The organism is Variovorax sp. RO1 (assembly GCF_002849325.1).
GTDB lineage: Bacteria > Pseudomonadota > Gammaproteobacteria > Burkholderiales > Burkholderiaceae_C > Variovorax.
On sequence record NZ_PKMT01000001.1, the window covers coordinates 960,858 to 974,421 of the forward strand.

Here is a 13,564-nt window from a genome sequence, read left to right on the forward strand (position 1 = left end):
CGCGCGGGTGCCGATGGCATCCGGATGGTTTACCCTTTGCGCCATCATGAAATCCAAAGCCCAGTTCCGCCTGCGCATCTACCGGGACGACACCATCGCCATCGGCCCCGGCAAGATCGCCGTGCTCGAAGCCGTGGCCGAGACCGGCTCGATCTCGGCGGCGGCCCGCCTGCTCGGCATGTCGTACCGACGTGCGTGGATGCTGATCGACGAGATGAACCAGACGCTGGTCTCGCCCGCAGTGAACACGGCAGCCGGCGGCTCGCGCGGCGGCGGCACGGCGCTCACGCCGGTGGGCGAGGACATCGTGAAGCGCTACCGCGCGATCGAGAACGCCGCGCGCCTCGCGACAGCCGCTGATGTTCGCGCGCTCACGCGCCTGCTCGCGCCATGAACGCTGCAGACATCGACCCCGTCGTCAGCCGCCCGGTCGGCATCGTGCGCAGCCGCTTCACCGAGACCTCGGGCATGCCGATCCAGACGGCCGGCGCGCCCGACGAAGTGGGGCGCCTCGAGGTGTTCGCCGAGTTCGCGCCGGGGCTGCGCGACATCGAAGGCTTCGACTACCTGATCCTCGTGACGCACCTGCACCGCTGTGCGCATGAACGGCTCGAGGTGGTGCCTTTTCTCGACGATGCCACGCACGGCGTGTTCGCCACGCGTTCGCCCGCGCGGCCGAACCGGCTGGGCCTGTCGATCGTGCGGCTCACGGCGGTGGACGGCACCACGCTGCACTTCAGCGGCAACGACATGGTCGACGGCACGCCCGTGCTCGACATCAAGCCCTACGTGCCGCGTTTCGACGTGCGCGAGACCGAGCGTGTGGGCTGGTTCGGCGCGCGGCTCGATCAGCTGCCGCGCACGCGCTCCGACGGCCGGATGGACTGATCGCTGTCGGCTGAGCCGTCACCGGCTACGCCCGGCAGCAGGTCGCCCTGCCAGCACGACCACACGTCCTGCGACAGCGTCTCGCGCGCCTGTGGCGGCGCCTCGCGAATCGTGCCCATGCTGATGAAACCCGCCAGGTACTCGCCCGGCTGCACGCCGACCTGGCGCACCAGCGTCTCGTCGAAGCAGCGCTCGCCGCTGAGCACGATGGCGCCATAGCCCAGCTGGTGCGCGGCGGCCAGCAGGTTGCCCAGCGCCGCACCGGCGCCCAGCCACTGTTCGCGTGCCGGGATCTTGCTGCGCTCGCGCGGCGACACCACGAAGCCCAGCAGTAGCGGCGGACGCGTGGCGTGCTCGCGGGCGCGCCGCAGGTCGGTCGGGCTGGCGAGCGGGTCGCGGCGCAGCTTTTCCTGTTCGAAGCACCAGGCCAGCGCCTCGCGGTTCTGCGGGCGGAACTCGATCACGCGCCACGGATGCAGCCCGCCGTGGTCGGGCGCGCGCAGGCCGGCCTGCAGGATGGCGTCGAGTTCGTCGGGGTTCGGGCCGGGCGATTGCAGGCGCCGCGGCGAGACCGAGCGCCGCGTCAGCAGCACTTCGAGGATGCGTTCCGCACCCGTCATGTGGTGCCACTGGGTTGTCATTGCTCGCGCCGGTCGGTCCACGCGGCGCTGCGGCGCAGCACCTCGCCGATGTCCTGCGCATCGCCCGGTGCCACCAGGAACGACTGGCTCTCGCCGCCCGGCGCGATGATCGACAGCACGAAGCCGCCGGCGTCCAGCGTGCGCTCGATGCGCCATTCGTGCACCTGTGTCACATGGCGAAGCTCGGGCCTGCCGGAGGTCGAGCGGACAACGGTGTCGTGGATGGAAGGGCGCATGGGCGGATGGGAAAAGTCTCCAACGCTGTATTCGCCAGTATATGAAGACCGGCGCATTCGCGCATCCCCGTATGAATGAAAAGGACGGCGCGTGTAACAATCTCGCCGTATTCAAATGAACACGACGACTGCTTCGCTCATCGCCACCACCGACTGGTCTCCGCTGGTTCTGTCGCTGCAGGTCGCGGCGGTCGCGACGCTGTTGGCGCTGGTCGTCGGCGTGGCGCTGGGCTGGGTGTTTGCGCGCAAGCAGTTCGTCGGCTCGGGCGTGCTCGAGGCCGTGTTCATGCTGCCGCTGGTGCTGCCGCCCACGGTGATCGGCTACGCCATCCTGGTGGCGGCGGGGCGCCGCAGCCCGCTCGGCGCGTGGCTGCGCGAGCACTTCGACTACACCATCATCTTCAGCTGGCACGGCGCCGTGGTGGCCTCGGCCGTGGTCGCGCTGCCGCTGGTGCTCAAGTCGGCCAGCGCGGCGTTCTCGAACGTCGACCGCTCGCTCGAAGCCGCCGCCAGCACCTTGCGCCAGTCTCCGTTCTCGGTGTTCTTGCGTGTCACGCTGCCGCTGGCCTGGCCCGGCATCCTGGCCGGCACGCTGCTCGCGTTCGCGCGCGCCATGGGCGAGTTCGGCGCCTCGCTGATGGTGGCCGGCTCCATTCCCAAGCAGACCCAGACCCTGTCGATGGCCATCTACGACGCCGTGCAGGCGGGCCATGACGACCTGGCGCTGCTGCTGGTGGTCGTCACGTCGGTGCTGTCGATTGCCGTGCTGGTCGTGTCGAACCGCTTCTTTTCGCTTCGTTGATTTCCACTTTTTCCTGGAGACTGTGCCCATGCGTTCGTTGCGCCTCTTGTCCCTCGTGCTCGTCCTCGCTCTGCCGCTTGCGGCGGCGGCGCAGCAGATCACCGTGTCCGCTGCTGCGAGCCTGACCGACGCGTTCAAGGAAATCGGTCCCAAGTTCGAAGCCGCCAAGGCCGGCAGCACCGTGCGCTTCAACTTCGCCGCCTCGGGCGTGCTGCTGCAGCAGATCGGCCAGGGCGCGCCGGTCGACGTGTTCGCCAGCGCCGACCAGGACACCATGAATCGCGGCGCCGACCAGAAGCTCATCGATACCGCCACCCGCAAGGACTTCGTCACCAACAGCCTGGTGCTGGTCGAGCCCGCGCAGGGCGCCGTCGGCCTGAAGTCGCTGCAAGACCTGAGCGGCGCGAGCGTGAAGCGGATCGCCGTCGGCAAGACCGCCACCGTGCCGGTCGGCCGGTACACCAAGCAGGTGCTGGACAACGCGAAGCTCTGGACCGTGCTCGAACCCAAGTTCGTGCAGGCCGACAGCGTGCGCCAGGTGCTCGACTACGTGAGCCGTGGCGAGGTCGAGGCCGGTTTTGTCTACCGCACCGACGCGGCCGTGGCCGGCGACAAGGTCAAGGTCGCCTTCACGCCCACCGGCCACACGCCCGTGACCTACCCGATCGCCGTGGTGGCCGAGAGCCGGCAGAGGGCGCTGGCCGGCGATTTCATCGCGTTCCTGTCGACGCCTGCGGCCCAGGAAGTGCTCACGCGCTACGGTTTCGGCAAGCCATGATCGATGTCGATCTGCAGCTCACGGTGAAGGACGGGGCCCGGCGCTTCGACCTCGCCGTGCGCTTCCAGACCGACGTTCCCTTTGCCGCGCTCTACGGCCCCTCGGGGGCCGGCAAGTCGCTGACCCTGCAGGCCATCGCCGGCCTGCTGCATCCGTCGGCAGGCCATGTGCGGCTCGACGGCCGCACGCTGTACGACGCGGCCCAGCGCATCGACGTGCCCGCGCCGGCGCGCCGCATCGGCTACCTGTTCCAGAACTACGCGCTGTTCCCGCACCTCACGGTGCGCGAGAACGTGGCCTTCGGGCTCACGGCGTGGCACCGCCGCCGGTTGCCGGCGCGCGACGCCGAGCGCGTGCAGGCGCTGCTCGACAGCTTCGGCCTCGCCGCACTGGCCGACAGCCGGCCGCAAAAACTATCGGGCGGTCAGCAGCAGCGCGTGGCCCTGGCGCGCGCGCTGGCCTGCGAACCGCAGGTGCTGCTGCTCGACGAGCCCTTTGCGGCGCTCAACCCCATGCTGCGCGCCGAGCTGCGCAACGAGCTGGCGCAGGTGCGCAAGCAGTGGGGCATCCCGGTCCTGATGATCACGCACGACATCGAGGATGTGCTCGCCCTGGCCGACGTGGCCTTCGTCTACAAGGACGGTCAGGTGGTGCGGGAGATCGACCTGCACAACGCCGACAGCCGCGACTTTGCGCTGCGGGAGATTGCGGGTGTGCAGGAGGTCGAGGAGACGCCGCTGCGCAGCAAGCTGCGGGGTTTGCTGATGGGTGGGGCGCGCAGCTGACGACTGCGCATGGCATCGACGCTACAGTCGAGCGATGAAATCAGTCAACGTCTCTCCCACGCGTTCGAAGCCTGCATTTCTGGCGCGAGGCTTGGCATCGTTGGCTGAAGCTCGTCGCAGCGGTGTGTATATCGATGCGAATGAGCTGATACGGCGTCTCACGGTGAAGCTCGATTTGGCGGCGAAGCGACAGAAACCGACTCATCGCTGAGCCTTTCATTTCCATTTTGAATCGCCGCATGTCCCGATTCAATTTGACGCCAGACCCCCACCGGCCAACACTGCCGCCATGAGCGAGCAGAAGATCGAGTTTTACAAGGGTCCGGCCGGTGGCTGGGGCGCGTTGCGCAGCGTGACGAATGCGCTGCTGCGGCAGGACATTCCGGTCAAGGGCGCGAAGACGTTGCTCTCGGCCAACCAGCCCGACGGCTTCGACTGCCCGGGCTGCGCGTGGCCCGACCGCAACCATGCCTCGACTTTCGAGTTCTGCGAGAACGGCGTGAAGGCCGTGGCCGCCGAGGCGACCGCGCGCCGCGCGGGCCCGGCGCTGTTTGCGAAGCACACCGTGGCCGAGTTGGCGCAGCAGAGCGACTTCTGGCTCGAAGACCAGGGCCGGCTCACGCATCCCATGGTGTATGACGCGGCCAGCGACAAGTACGTGCCCATCGACTGGGACGACGCCTTCGCATTGATCGCGCAGCACCTGAACGCGCTGCCCGACCCGAACCAGGCGATCTTCTATACCTCGGGCCGCGCGAGCAACGAGGCGGCTTTTCTGTACCAGCTGTTCGTTCGCGAGTACGGCACCAACAACTTTCCCGACTGCTCGAACATGTGCCACGAGCCCAGCGGCAGCGGCATGCGGCCGCAGATCGGCGTGGGAAAGGGCACGGTCACGCTCGAAGATTTCGAGAAGGCCGATGCGATCTTCATCTTCGGCCAGAACCCGGGCACGAACCACCCGCGCATGCTCGGCGAACTGCGTGCGGCCTCCAAGCGCGGCGCGCGCATCGTGAGCTTCAACCCGCTGCGCGAGCGCGGGCTGGAGCGCTTTGCCGACCCGCAGGACAAGCTGGAGATGGCCACGCTGGGCTCCACGCCGATCAGCACGCACTACTTTCAGCTGCGCGTGGGCGGCGACTTCGCGGCCGTGAAGGGGATGATGAAGCACGTCATCGAGCGCGAAGACGCGGCGGTGGCGCGTGGCGAGCCTTCGGTGCTCGACCATGACTTCATCGCCACCCACACGCTCGGCTTCGAGGCGCTGGCCGACGACTTGCGTGCCGAATCGTGGCCGCTGCTGGAACAGGAATCGGGCCTGAGCGAAGCGCAGATCCGCGCGGCGGCCGACGTGTACCTGGGCGCCAAGCGTGTCATCGCCTGCTGGGGCATGGGCATCACGCAGCACCAGCATTCGGTGGCCACGATCCAGATGATCGGCAACTGGCTCATGCTGTGCGGCAACATGGGCCGTGAAGGCGCGGGCGCCTGCCCGGTGCGCGGCCACAGCAACGTGCAGGGCGACCGCACCATGGGCATCTGGGAAAAGCCGCCGGCCGCGCTGCTCGACCGGCTGGAGCAGGTGTTCGGCTTCGAGCCGCCGCGCGAGAACGGTGTGGACACGGTCGAGGCGATCCAGCTCATGCTCGACGGCAAGGGCAAGGTGTTCTTCGCGCTCGGCGGCAACTTCGCGGCGGCCACGCCCGACACCTACCAGACGTGGAAAGGGCTGCAGCAGTGCGACCTCACGGTGCACGTGACCACCAAGCTCAACCGCAGCCACATCGTGCACGGGCGCGAGGCGCTCATCCTGCCCTGCCTGGGCCGCACCGAGATCGACATGCAGGCGAACGGCCCGCAGGGCGTGACGGTCGAAGACTCGATGAGCATGGTCCACATCTCGATGGGCATCAACCCGCCCGCGTCGGAGCTCCTGTTGTCGGAGCCCGCCATCGTCGCGCGCCTGGCTGCAGCGACCATCGGCGCGCGCAGCAAGACGCCGTGGCTCTGGCTGGTGGAAGACTACGCCCGCATCCGCGACAAGATCGAAGCCGTGTTCGACGACTTCAAGGACTTCAACGCGCGCGTGGCGCGCCCCGGCGGCTTTCGCCTGCGCAACACGGCGAGCGAGCGCGTGTGGGCCACGGCGTCGCAGAAGGCCGTGTTCTTCACGCACGCCGTGCCGCTGGACACGCACGCGCACCGGGCCCGCGCGCGCTTTGCGTCGCAGCGCGACACGCTGGTGTTCACGCTGCTCACCACGCGCTCGCACGACCAGTACAACACCACGATCTACGGCATGGACGACCGCTACCGCGGCGTGTTCGGCCAGCGCCGCGTGGTGTTCATCCACGCCGACGACATCCGCCAGCTCGGCATGAAGGACGGCGACTGGGTCGACATCCAGACCGTGTGGAGCGACGGCCAGGAACGTCGGGCCGACCGCTTCAAGCTGGTCGCCTACGACATCCCGCGTGGCAACTTGGCGGCCTACTACCCCGAGACAAACCCACTGGTGCCGCTGTCGTCGGTGGCCGAGAACGCGGGCACGCCGACGTCCAAGTCGATTCCCGTGGTGCTGTCGCTGCATGTGGCGCCGGTCGTGGTGGAAGTCGACGCCGTGGCGGCATGAGCGCAGGGTTTGACGCCGACGCCTTTTCCATCGCGATCCTGCGTGCGCTCGCCGAAGCGCCCGGCGAGGGCGGCATGTCGCTGCCGCGCCTGGGCAAGCGGCTCGGGCAGGGCGCGAGCGTGGTCATGCGCCAGCTCACGCTGATGGGCGATGCCGCCCTGGGCGGCGTGCGCGGCCCCGGTTGGGTGCGCGTGGTGCAGCAGGACGAGCGCTGGGTCGCGCACCTCACCGACGCCGGGCGCGCGGTGGCCGAGAGCCTGCCGGCTGACGACAACCCCGGCTGAGCCGACAATGGCCGCGGCCATGACAAACACCCCCGAACCCGACTCCCTGCCGCCGCTCGCGCGGCATGCTGTGCATGTCTTCGGCGAGCGCGGCCTCGCGCCCGAAGGCGTGGTGCGCGACGACACACTGGCCGCCGAGGTGCCGGTGGCGCTGGTGTTCAACGGCGTCTCGCACGCGGTGATGATGGCCACGCCGCAAGACCTCGAAGCCTTCGCGCTCGGTTTTGCGCTGAGCGAAGGCATCCTCGACAGCGCCGCCGATTGCCGCGGCATCGAGGTGCAGGTGGTCGATGCCTCCGACGCCGGCCTGCCCGAGGGCATGCCCGGCATCGAGGTGCAGCTCGACATTGCCACGCGCAGTTTCGAACGCCTGAAAGACCGGCGCCGCAGCCTCGCGGGCCGCACGGGCTGCGGTGTGTGCGGCGTTGAAAGCTTCGCGGGGCTCGACCTGTCGCCGCAGCGCGTGCCGCCGCGCGACTGGATCGAGCGCATCGACCTCGCCACCGTGCTGCGTGCCTTCGCCGCCATGTCGCCGCGCCAGGTGCTCAATGCCGAAGCCGGTGCGATCCACGCCGCGGCCTGGGCCACGGTGGACGGCGAACTGACCGACCTGATGGAAGACGTCGGTCGTCACAACGCGCTCGACAAGCTGCTTGGCAAGCTCGCGCGTGCGAATCGGCTCGATGAACCCGGCTTCGTGCTGATGTCCAGTCGCGGCAGCCACGAGCTGGTGCGCAAGTGCGCGCGCCTGGGCATCGCGGCGATGGCGACCATCTCGGCGCCGACCGCGATGGGCGTGCGCATGGCCGAGCTCAGCGGCCTGCGTTTCTGGGGGCTGTGCCGCGCGCCGCGCGGCGTGCTCTATGCAGACGGGCTGGGGTCGCCAAGCGCCAGCACCGCGTCGGCCACGGCCTCGATGCCCTGATCCGACAGGTCGGACGCCGCCACGCTTTGGCGCTTGGCCCACGCGCGAAAGTGCGTTTCTTGCGACTTCTCGTAGTGCGGGTCGTAGTGCAGCGACATGAGTTCGGCGAACAGGTGCGGCAGGTCGGCGTCATGCGCCCACTGCTGCCAGCGCGTCACCGTTTCCTTGCCCTGCATTTCCTTCAGCACGCCCATCTTCTCGGCGAGCGCCGCGCGGTCGTCGCCCAGGTAGGCGTAGTCGCGCAGCAGGTAGCTCAGCCGCGCCTCGGGCGTGGCGGCCACCTCGATGCACGGCGCGGCGCGCATCTGGGCCACGAGCGCCAGCGGCAGCGACAGCCGCCCGATGCGCACGCTCTCGCCCTCGACATACAGCGGACGCGAGACATCGATGGCGTCGAACACGGTCGCGATGCGCGTCTCGAAGTGTTTTTGCGAAGGCTGCGGCACGCCCGGCAACGCGCCGAGCAGCGAGCCTTTGTGGTTGGCGAAGTCTTCGAGGTCGAGCACCTGCGCGCCGCGTTCGGCCAGCGCGTGCAGCACGCGCGTCTTGGCGCTGCCGGTGGCGCCGCAGACCACGCGCAGGTCGAGCTGCGGCGTCAGCGCATCGATCTGCGAGATCACATGCCGGCGAAAACTCTTGTAGCCGCCCGCGAGCTGCTGCGCGTCCCAGCCCACGAGGCGCAGCCACGTGACCATCGAGCCGCTGCGCATGCCGCCGCGCCAGCAGTAGACCAGCGGCTTCCACTTTTCGGGTCGGTCGGCCAGCGTGTCGCGCAGATGTGTCGCGATGTTGGCCGCGACCATCGCGCCGCCGATGCGCCGCGCCTCGAAGGCGCCGGTCTGCACGTAGACCGTGCCGACGATGTGGCGCTCCTCGTCATTGAGCACCGGGCAGTTGATGGCGCCGGGGATGTGGTCGAGCGCGAACTCGGCCGGCGAGCGGGCGTCGATGATCGAATCGAAGGCGTGGCGGTCGGCCACCCGAACGGGCTGGCGATGACTCATGGCGGGAGGAACCTCATCCCCCGATTGTCGCCGCAGGGCTCAGGCGTAGGCAGGGCCGAGGCCCTTGCGCAAGCGAGCGCTCGCCAAGTCGACAAAGGTGACCAGCACGAACATCGCGATCAGCACCGTCATCGCCTGCTGCTGCTGGAAGATCGACAGGTGGAAGTACAGCAGCTGCCCCAGCCCGCCGCCACCGACGAAGCCCAGCACGGCCGCCATGCGGATGTTCATTTCCCAGCGGTAGAGCGTGTAGGCCACCCACTGCGGCAGCACGATCGGCAGGCTGGCGTAGCTGAAGGCCGCGACCGGGCCGGCGCCCGAGAGCGCCAGTGCCTGCTCGGGTTCGCGCGGTGCGTTCTCCAGCGCCTCGGCAAAGAGGCGGCCGAGCACGCCCGTGGTGTGCAGCGCCAGCGCCAGCGCGCCCGCGAACGGACCGATGCCGGCGGCCAGCACCATCAGCGCAGCCCACACCAGCTCGGGCACGCTGCGCAGAAAGTTGAGCACGAAGCGCGCGCCATGGCGCAGCGGCCCGCCGGTGCGCCCCGAGGCCGGCAGTGCGAGCACGGCGCCGGCCACGGCGGCCAGCACGGTGCCCAGCGCCGACACGGCGAGTGTCTGCAGCGCGCCGTGGCCGACCTTGGCGAGGAACTCGGACGACACGTCGGGCGGGAAGAACTCGGCGATGAACTTGCCCATCAGCCTGAGCGATTCGGCCGAGCCCAGCGCGCCGTAGTCGATGCCCAGGTAGACAAAGCTCGCGATCACCGCGGCGGCGATCAGCGCCACGGCGAGCCAGCAGCGCAGGCACAGAGGAGGGCGTGGTGGCAGCGTCGTCATGCCAGCAGCTTTCGCAGCGCGTTGCTCAGCATGTCGGCCAGCAGCACGAGCGCGAGGAACACGAGCAGGATGCTGCTGGCTTCGCCGCCGTTGAGCATCTTCATCGACTGGTCCATCAGCTGCCCAAGGCCGCCCGCGCCGACGAAGCCCATCACCACCGAGGCGCGCACCGCGCATTCCCAGCGGTACACGGTGTACGAGGCCAGCTCTTGCGCCGTGTGCGGCAGCAGGCCGTAGCACAGCGCCGCGAGCCGGCCGCTGCCGCTTTCGAGCAGCGCGCGCGCGGGGCGCGTGTCGGTCGATTCGAGGATCTCGGCGTAGACCTTGCCCAGCATGCCGCCGTAGGTGATGGCCAGCGCCAGCACGCCGGCCGCGGGGCCGAGCCCGAGCGCGCGCACGAACAGCAGCGCCCACACGATCTCGGGAATGGCACGCAGCACCATCAGCAGCCAGCGCGCTGCTTGGCGGACGATGCCGGCCTGCAGCCGGCCGGGGCCGGGCCCGATGCGCGAGATGGAGAGCGCCCGCGTGGTCACGAAGCCCAGCGGCGCGCCGATCAGCAGCGCCATGGCCGTGCCGGCCGTGGCCATGGCCAGTGTCTCGAGCGTGGCCTTGGCGAGCAGTGCGAGAAAAGCTGGCGAACCGTCGGGCGGGAAGAAGCCCGCGAGAAAGCCGCCGATGACGGCGAGCTGTCCGCTGCCGAACAGCGCCCATGGCTTGAATTCGGAGAGCGCCAGCACCGGCCATGCGATGACCAGCGCCGCGAGCCAGCCGGCCAGGCGGCGGCCCGCCTGCGGATCGCGCAGGGCGGGAGACGACAGCGTCGTCGTGGTCGTCACGGGCAGTCCGGCCGATGGAAGGCCGGCTCGGCGGTGCCGACCGGCGGTGCGACCGGCAGCGGCCCCTGCGTCGCCACGCCGCCTTCGCTCGCATAGAGCGCCTCGAGCAGCGCCGGCGTCACCTCGGCGGCCGGCAGGTCGAAGGCGACCTGCCCGTCGCGCATGCCCACGATGCGCGGAAACCAGCGCAGCGCGAGGTCGACCGCGTGCAGCGACGCGACCAGCGTGGCACCGGTCGATTCGCTCTGTGCGACCAGCTGGCCCACGGCCGCGTGCGACAGCGTGGGGTCGAGCGCGGACACCGGCTCGTCCGCCAGCAGCAGTGCGGGGCGCTGGTACAGCACGCGGGCGATGCCCACGCGCTGCAGCTGGCCACCCGAGAGGCGGTCGCAGCGGTCGAACAGCCGGTCTTCGAGCGCGAGCCGGGCCAGTGCCTCGTGCGCGCCTGCGATGTCGGAAGGATAGAAAAGCGAGCCCAGCGCGCGCGGCACCGACCACTGGCCGAGCCGGCCCGCGAGCACGGCCGTGACCACGCGCAGGCGCGGCGCGATCGGCGGCGCCTGGTGCACGGTGCCGATGCGCGCGCGCAGCTGCTTGAGCGCACGTGCCGTCAGCCGCCACGGGTGCTGGCCCAGCGCCTGCACCTCGCCTTCGCCGGGCCGCAGCGCTGCGCCCAGTACGCGCAGCAGCGTGGTCTTGCCCGCGCCCGAGGGCCCGATGACGGCGATGCGCTCGCCATCGCGCGCGGCCAGCGTCACGCCGGCCAGCGCGCGCTGGCCGTTGGGGTGGACGACGCCCACGCCGTCGAGCGAAAAACTCATCCGCGCGGTCCGCTTACTTGATGAGGCCTGCCGACTTGCCCGCCGTCTCGATGCCGTCGTAGTTCGACGACTTCGTCGGGATGAACTTGCTCGCGCGCTGCAGCGCCATGATCTCCTTGTGCGCCGGGTTGGTGGGGTCGAGCTTCAGGAATGCATCGGTCAGCTTCTTCTGCAGTGCCGCGTCCATGCCGGGGCGCACGGTCCAGTTGTAGTCGTAGTAGGTCGGCGTGGTCGCGAGCACGCGCACCTTGGCGGCGTTGGGGTTCTTCGACTCGACCAGCTTGTCCCACACCGAGGCGTTGAGCACGCCCGCTTCGGCGCGCGATGCGGCCACGAAGGCCACGGTGGCGTCGTGTGCGCCCGAGAACGCGACCGTCTTGAAGTCCTTCTCGGGGTTGATGCCGGCCTGCAGCAAAAAGTAGCGCGGCATCAGGCTTCCCGAGGTGGAGGAGGGCGCGCCGAAGGCGAAGGTCTTGCCCTTCAAGTCGGCCAGCGTCTTGGCGGGGCTGTCGATCGGCACGATGAACTTGCTGGTGAACACCTCGTCTTCCGCGCGCTGCACGATCGGTACCGCGCCGCCGTTGGTGCGGATGCGCGCCTGCACGAAGGTGAATCCTCCCAGCCAGGCCATGTCGATCTTGTTGGTGGCGAGGCCTTCGACCACGGCGGCGTAGTCGGTCACGGGCGTGAACTGCACGTCCATGCCGGTTTCCTTCTTCAGGTAGTCGCCCAGCGGCGTGAACTTGCGCTGCAGCTCGGTGGGCGCTTCGTCGGGAATGGCCGACACGCGCAGCACGCCCTGGGCGAAGGCGCCCACGGCGGTGAGGGACAGGGCCAGCGCGATGGCCAGCCGGGACACGGTTTGTTTCGTTTGCATGGTGTGGGTGAAGCGTTCAGTGGAGAAGAAAGAAAAAGGGTGTGTTCGGGTGCGCAGGCAGACGGTGGCGCGGGCTTCGATAATTGCGGCTTGTTCCATTCGACCGACCCGCCGCCATGATCGAAGCCGCACCTTCCAAGCTCCTGAATCCGTTGGCGCCGCTGCGGCTCACCAGCTTCTCGCATGGGGGCGGCTGCGGCTGCAAGATCGCGCCGGGCGTGCTGTCGCAGATCCTGCGCCACCATGGGGGCGGGCTGATTCCGCCCGAACTCATGGTCGGTATCGAGACCGCCGACGACGCGGCAGTCTACCGGCTCAACGACGAGCAGGCGCTGATCGCCACCACCGACTTCTTCATGCCCATCGTGGACGACCCCTACGAGTTCGGGCGCATCGCCGCGACCAACGCGATCAGCGACGTCTACGCGATGGGCGGGCGCCCGATCATGGCGCTGGCGCTCGTCGCCATGCCGATCAACGAACTGCCGGTGGAGGTCATCGCCGAGATCGTGCGCGGCGGGCAGGACGTGTGCCGCGCGGCCGGCATTCCCATTGCGGGCGGCCACACCATCGATTCGGTCGAGCCGATCTACGGGCTGGTCGCGATGGGGCTGGTGCACCCGAAGCGCGTGCGGCGCAACGCCGATGCGCGGGCGGGCGACGTGCTGGTGCTTGGCAAGCCGCTGGGCGTGGGCGTGCTGTCGGCGGCGCTCAAGAAGCAGCAGCTGTCCGAGGCCGGCTACCGCCAGCTGATCGAGAACACGACCAAGCTCAACACGCCCGGCATCGCCCTCTCGGCGCTGGACGGCGTGCATGCGCTGACCGACGTCACCGGCTTCGGCCTGGCCGGCCACACGCTCGAACTCGCGCGCGGCGCGGGGCTCACGGCGGTCGTCGAATGGTCGCGTGTGCCGCTGCTCGACAACGTGATCGCGATGGCGGCCGGCGGGCTGGTCACCGGTGCGTCGGGGCGCAACTGGGCGGGGTATGGCGGCGACGTGCAGTTGCACGAAGGCTTGCCGGCCACCGCGCAGGCGCTGATGACCGATCCGCAGACGTCGGGTGGCTTGCTTGTGAGCTGCGCGCCTGAAGTGGCCGAGGCGGTGCTGGAGATCTTCCGGCAGGAGGGTTTCGGGCAGGCGGCGGTGATTGGCAGTGTGGAGGCCGGCGCACCGGGCCTCGTCGTTCTGCCGTAGGGCCCCGTGTTTCTCCCTC

16 protein-coding genes are annotated in these 13,564 nt (G+C 69.4%); 9 read left to right on the forward strand and 7 right to left on the reverse strand.

The genetic code is table 11. From position 1 onward, the window contains the following. The first annotated feature begins 46 nt into the window (after window positions 1-46). Window positions 47-394 (forward strand): winged helix-turn-helix domain-containing protein, encoded by a 348-nt coding sequence (locus CY658_RS04530; protein WP_101489044.1) that lies wholly within the window; start codon window positions 47-49, stop codon window positions 392-394. After that, window positions 391-888 (forward strand): tRNA (N6-threonylcarbamoyladenosine(37)-N6)-methyltransferase TrmO, encoded by a 498-nt coding sequence (gene tsaA, locus CY658_RS04535; protein WP_101489045.1) that lies wholly within the window; start codon window positions 391-393, stop codon window positions 886-888. Before CY658_RS04530 ends, tsaA begins: the two co-directional genes overlap by 4 nt. Here the strand turns inward: tsaA and CY658_RS04540 are convergent. Then, window positions 849-1,529, reverse strand: a complete 681-nt coding sequence (locus tag CY658_RS04540; protein WP_192193265.1) for a nitroreductase family protein — start codon at window positions 1,527-1,529, stop codon at window positions 849-851. The genes tsaA and CY658_RS04540 overlap by 40 nt on opposite strands. Continuing rightward, entirely contained in the window at window positions 1,526-1,765 is a 240-nt protein-coding gene (locus CY658_RS32960; protein ID WP_257884683.1) for a hypothetical protein, read from the reverse strand. Before CY658_RS32960 ends, CY658_RS04540 begins: the two co-directional genes overlap by 4 nt. A 115-nt stretch (window positions 1,766-1,880) precedes the next feature. Here CY658_RS32960 and modB point away from each other — a divergent pair, with 115 nt between their 5' ends. From modB to fdhD, 6 genes are all read left to right on the forward strand, one after another. Beyond that, window positions 1,881-2,567 (forward strand): molybdate ABC transporter permease subunit, encoded by a 687-nt coding sequence (gene modB / locus CY658_RS04545; RefSeq protein ID WP_101489047.1) that lies wholly within the window; start codon window positions 1,881-1,883, stop codon window positions 2,565-2,567. Between the two features lie 28 nt (window positions 2,568-2,595). After that, window positions 2,596-3,345, forward strand: coding sequence for a molybdate ABC transporter substrate-binding protein (modA, locus tag CY658_RS04550; RefSeq protein WP_101489048.1), 750 nt, complete (start codon window positions 2,596-2,598; stop codon window positions 3,343-3,345). Further along, the gene (locus tag CY658_RS04555; protein WP_101489049.1) at window positions 3,342-4,130 is read left to right on the forward strand and encodes an ABC transporter ATP-binding protein; all 789 of its coding nucleotides are present in this window, start codon (window positions 3,342-3,344) and stop codon (window positions 4,128-4,130) included. The genes modA and CY658_RS04555 overlap by 4 nt, the downstream gene beginning before the upstream one ends. A 289-nt stretch (window positions 4,131-4,419) precedes the next feature. Further along, the gene (locus CY658_RS04560) at window positions 4,420-6,762 is read left to right on the forward strand and encodes an FdhF/YdeP family oxidoreductase (RefSeq protein ID WP_101489050.1); all 2,343 of its coding nucleotides are present in this window, start codon (window positions 4,420-4,422) and stop codon (window positions 6,760-6,762) included. Next, a complete protein-coding gene (locus CY658_RS04565) occupies window positions 6,759-7,046 on the forward strand; it encodes a hypothetical protein (RefSeq protein WP_101489051.1) in 288 nt (95 codons plus the stop codon). The genes CY658_RS04560 and CY658_RS04565 overlap by 4 nt, the downstream gene beginning before the upstream one ends. 19 nt (window positions 7,047-7,065) lie before the next feature. Next, window positions 7,066-7,971 carry a formate dehydrogenase accessory sulfurtransferase FdhD gene (gene fdhD, locus CY658_RS04570; protein ID WP_257884684.1) on the forward strand — a complete coding sequence of 302 codons (906 nt, stop codon included), beginning with the start codon at window positions 7,066-7,068 and terminating at the stop codon, window positions 7,969-7,971. Here fdhD and mnmH read toward each other — a convergent pair. Genes mnmH through CY658_RS04595 form a run of 5 tightly spaced genes read right to left on the reverse strand, consistent with a single transcriptional unit; the run spans window position 7,908 to window position 12,349 of the window. Beyond that, window positions 7,908-8,975 (reverse strand): tRNA 2-selenouridine(34) synthase MnmH, encoded by a 1,068-nt coding sequence (mnmH, locus tag CY658_RS04575; protein ID WP_101489053.1) that lies wholly within the window; start codon window positions 8,973-8,975, stop codon window positions 7,908-7,910. The two genes, fdhD and mnmH, sit on opposite strands and share 64 nt — an antisense overlap. A gap of 39 nt (window positions 8,976-9,014) precedes the next feature. Then, on the reverse strand, window positions 9,015-9,812 hold the full coding sequence (gene phnE, locus CY658_RS04580; protein WP_101489054.1) for a phosphonate ABC transporter, permease protein PhnE: 798 nt from the start codon (window positions 9,810-9,812) through the stop codon (window positions 9,015-9,017). After that, on the reverse strand, window positions 9,809-10,651 hold the full coding sequence (locus tag CY658_RS04585) for a PhnE/PtxC family ABC transporter permease (protein WP_374221082.1): 843 nt from the start codon (window positions 10,649-10,651) through the stop codon (window positions 9,809-9,811). Before CY658_RS04585 ends, phnE begins: the two co-directional genes overlap by 4 nt. After that, the gene (locus CY658_RS04590; RefSeq protein ID WP_101489055.1) at window positions 10,648-11,472 is read right to left on the reverse strand and encodes a phosphonate ABC transporter ATP-binding protein; all 825 of its coding nucleotides are present in this window, start codon (window positions 11,470-11,472) and stop codon (window positions 10,648-10,650) included. Before CY658_RS04590 ends, CY658_RS04585 begins: the two co-directional genes overlap by 4 nt. 13 nt (window positions 11,473-11,485) lie before the next feature. After that, on the reverse strand, window positions 11,486-12,349 hold the full coding sequence (locus tag CY658_RS04595) for a putative selenate ABC transporter substrate-binding protein (protein WP_101489056.1): 864 nt from the start codon (window positions 12,347-12,349) through the stop codon (window positions 11,486-11,488). 116 nt (window positions 12,350-12,465) lie between these two features. Between CY658_RS04595 and selD the strand changes: the two genes are divergently transcribed. After that, window positions 12,466-13,545 (forward strand): selenide, water dikinase SelD, encoded by a 1,080-nt coding sequence (gene selD, locus CY658_RS04600; RefSeq protein ID WP_101489057.1) that lies wholly within the window; start codon window positions 12,466-12,468, stop codon window positions 13,543-13,545. Window positions 13,546-13,564 lie beyond the last annotated feature (19 nt).

Excerpts from the sequence above, each read along its gene's own strand:
- CY658_RS04530 (WP_101489044.1), top strand. The coding sequence starts at position 47 with ATGAAATCCAAAGCCCAGTTCCGCCTGCGCATCTACCGGGACGACACC.
- modA (WP_101489048.1), top strand. The coding sequence starts at position 2,596 with ATGCGTTCGTTGCGCCTCTTGTCCCTCGTGCTCGTCCTCGCTCTGCCG.
- CY658_RS04560 (WP_101489050.1), top strand. The coding sequence starts at position 4,420 with ATGAGCGAGCAGAAGATCGAGTTTTACAAGGGTCCGGCCGGTGGCTGG.
- CY658_RS04590 (WP_101489055.1), bottom strand. The coding sequence starts at position 11,472 with ATGAGTTTTTCGCTCGACGGCGTGGGCGTCGTCCACCCCAACGGCCAG.
- modB (WP_101489047.1), top strand. The coding sequence starts at position 1,881 with ATGAACACGACGACTGCTTCGCTCATCGCCACCACCGACTGGTCTCCG.
- fdhD (WP_257884684.1), top strand. The coding sequence starts at position 7,066 with ATGACAAACACCCCCGAACCCGACTCCCTGCCGCCGCTCGCGCGGCAT.
- CY658_RS04595 (WP_101489056.1), bottom strand. The coding sequence starts at position 12,349 with ATGCAAACGAAACAAACCGTGTCCCGGCTGGCCATCGCGCTGGCCCTG.
- CY658_RS04540 (WP_192193265.1), bottom strand. The coding sequence starts at position 1,529 with ATGACAACCCAGTGGCACCACATGACGGGTGCGGAACGCATCCTCGAA.
- mnmH (WP_101489053.1), bottom strand. The coding sequence starts at position 8,975 with ATGAGTCATCGCCAGCCCGTTCGGGTGGCCGACCGCCACGCCTTCGAT.
- selD (WP_101489057.1), top strand. The coding sequence starts at position 12,466 with ATGATCGAAGCCGCACCTTCCAAGCTCCTGAATCCGTTGGCGCCGCTG.
- CY658_RS04565 (WP_101489051.1), top strand. The coding sequence starts at position 6,759 with ATGAGCGCAGGGTTTGACGCCGACGCCTTTTCCATCGCGATCCTGCGT.
- tsaA (WP_101489045.1), top strand. The coding sequence starts at position 391 with ATGAACGCTGCAGACATCGACCCCGTCGTCAGCCGCCCGGTCGGCATC.
- CY658_RS04555 (WP_101489049.1), top strand. The coding sequence starts at position 3,342 with ATGATCGATGTCGATCTGCAGCTCACGGTGAAGGACGGGGCCCGGCGC.
- phnE (WP_101489054.1), bottom strand. The coding sequence starts at position 9,812 with ATGACGACGCTGCCACCACGCCCTCCTCTGTGCCTGCGCTGCTGGCTC.
- CY658_RS32960 (WP_257884683.1), bottom strand. The coding sequence starts at position 1,765 with ATGCGCCCTTCCATCCACGACACCGTTGTCCGCTCGACCTCCGGCAGG.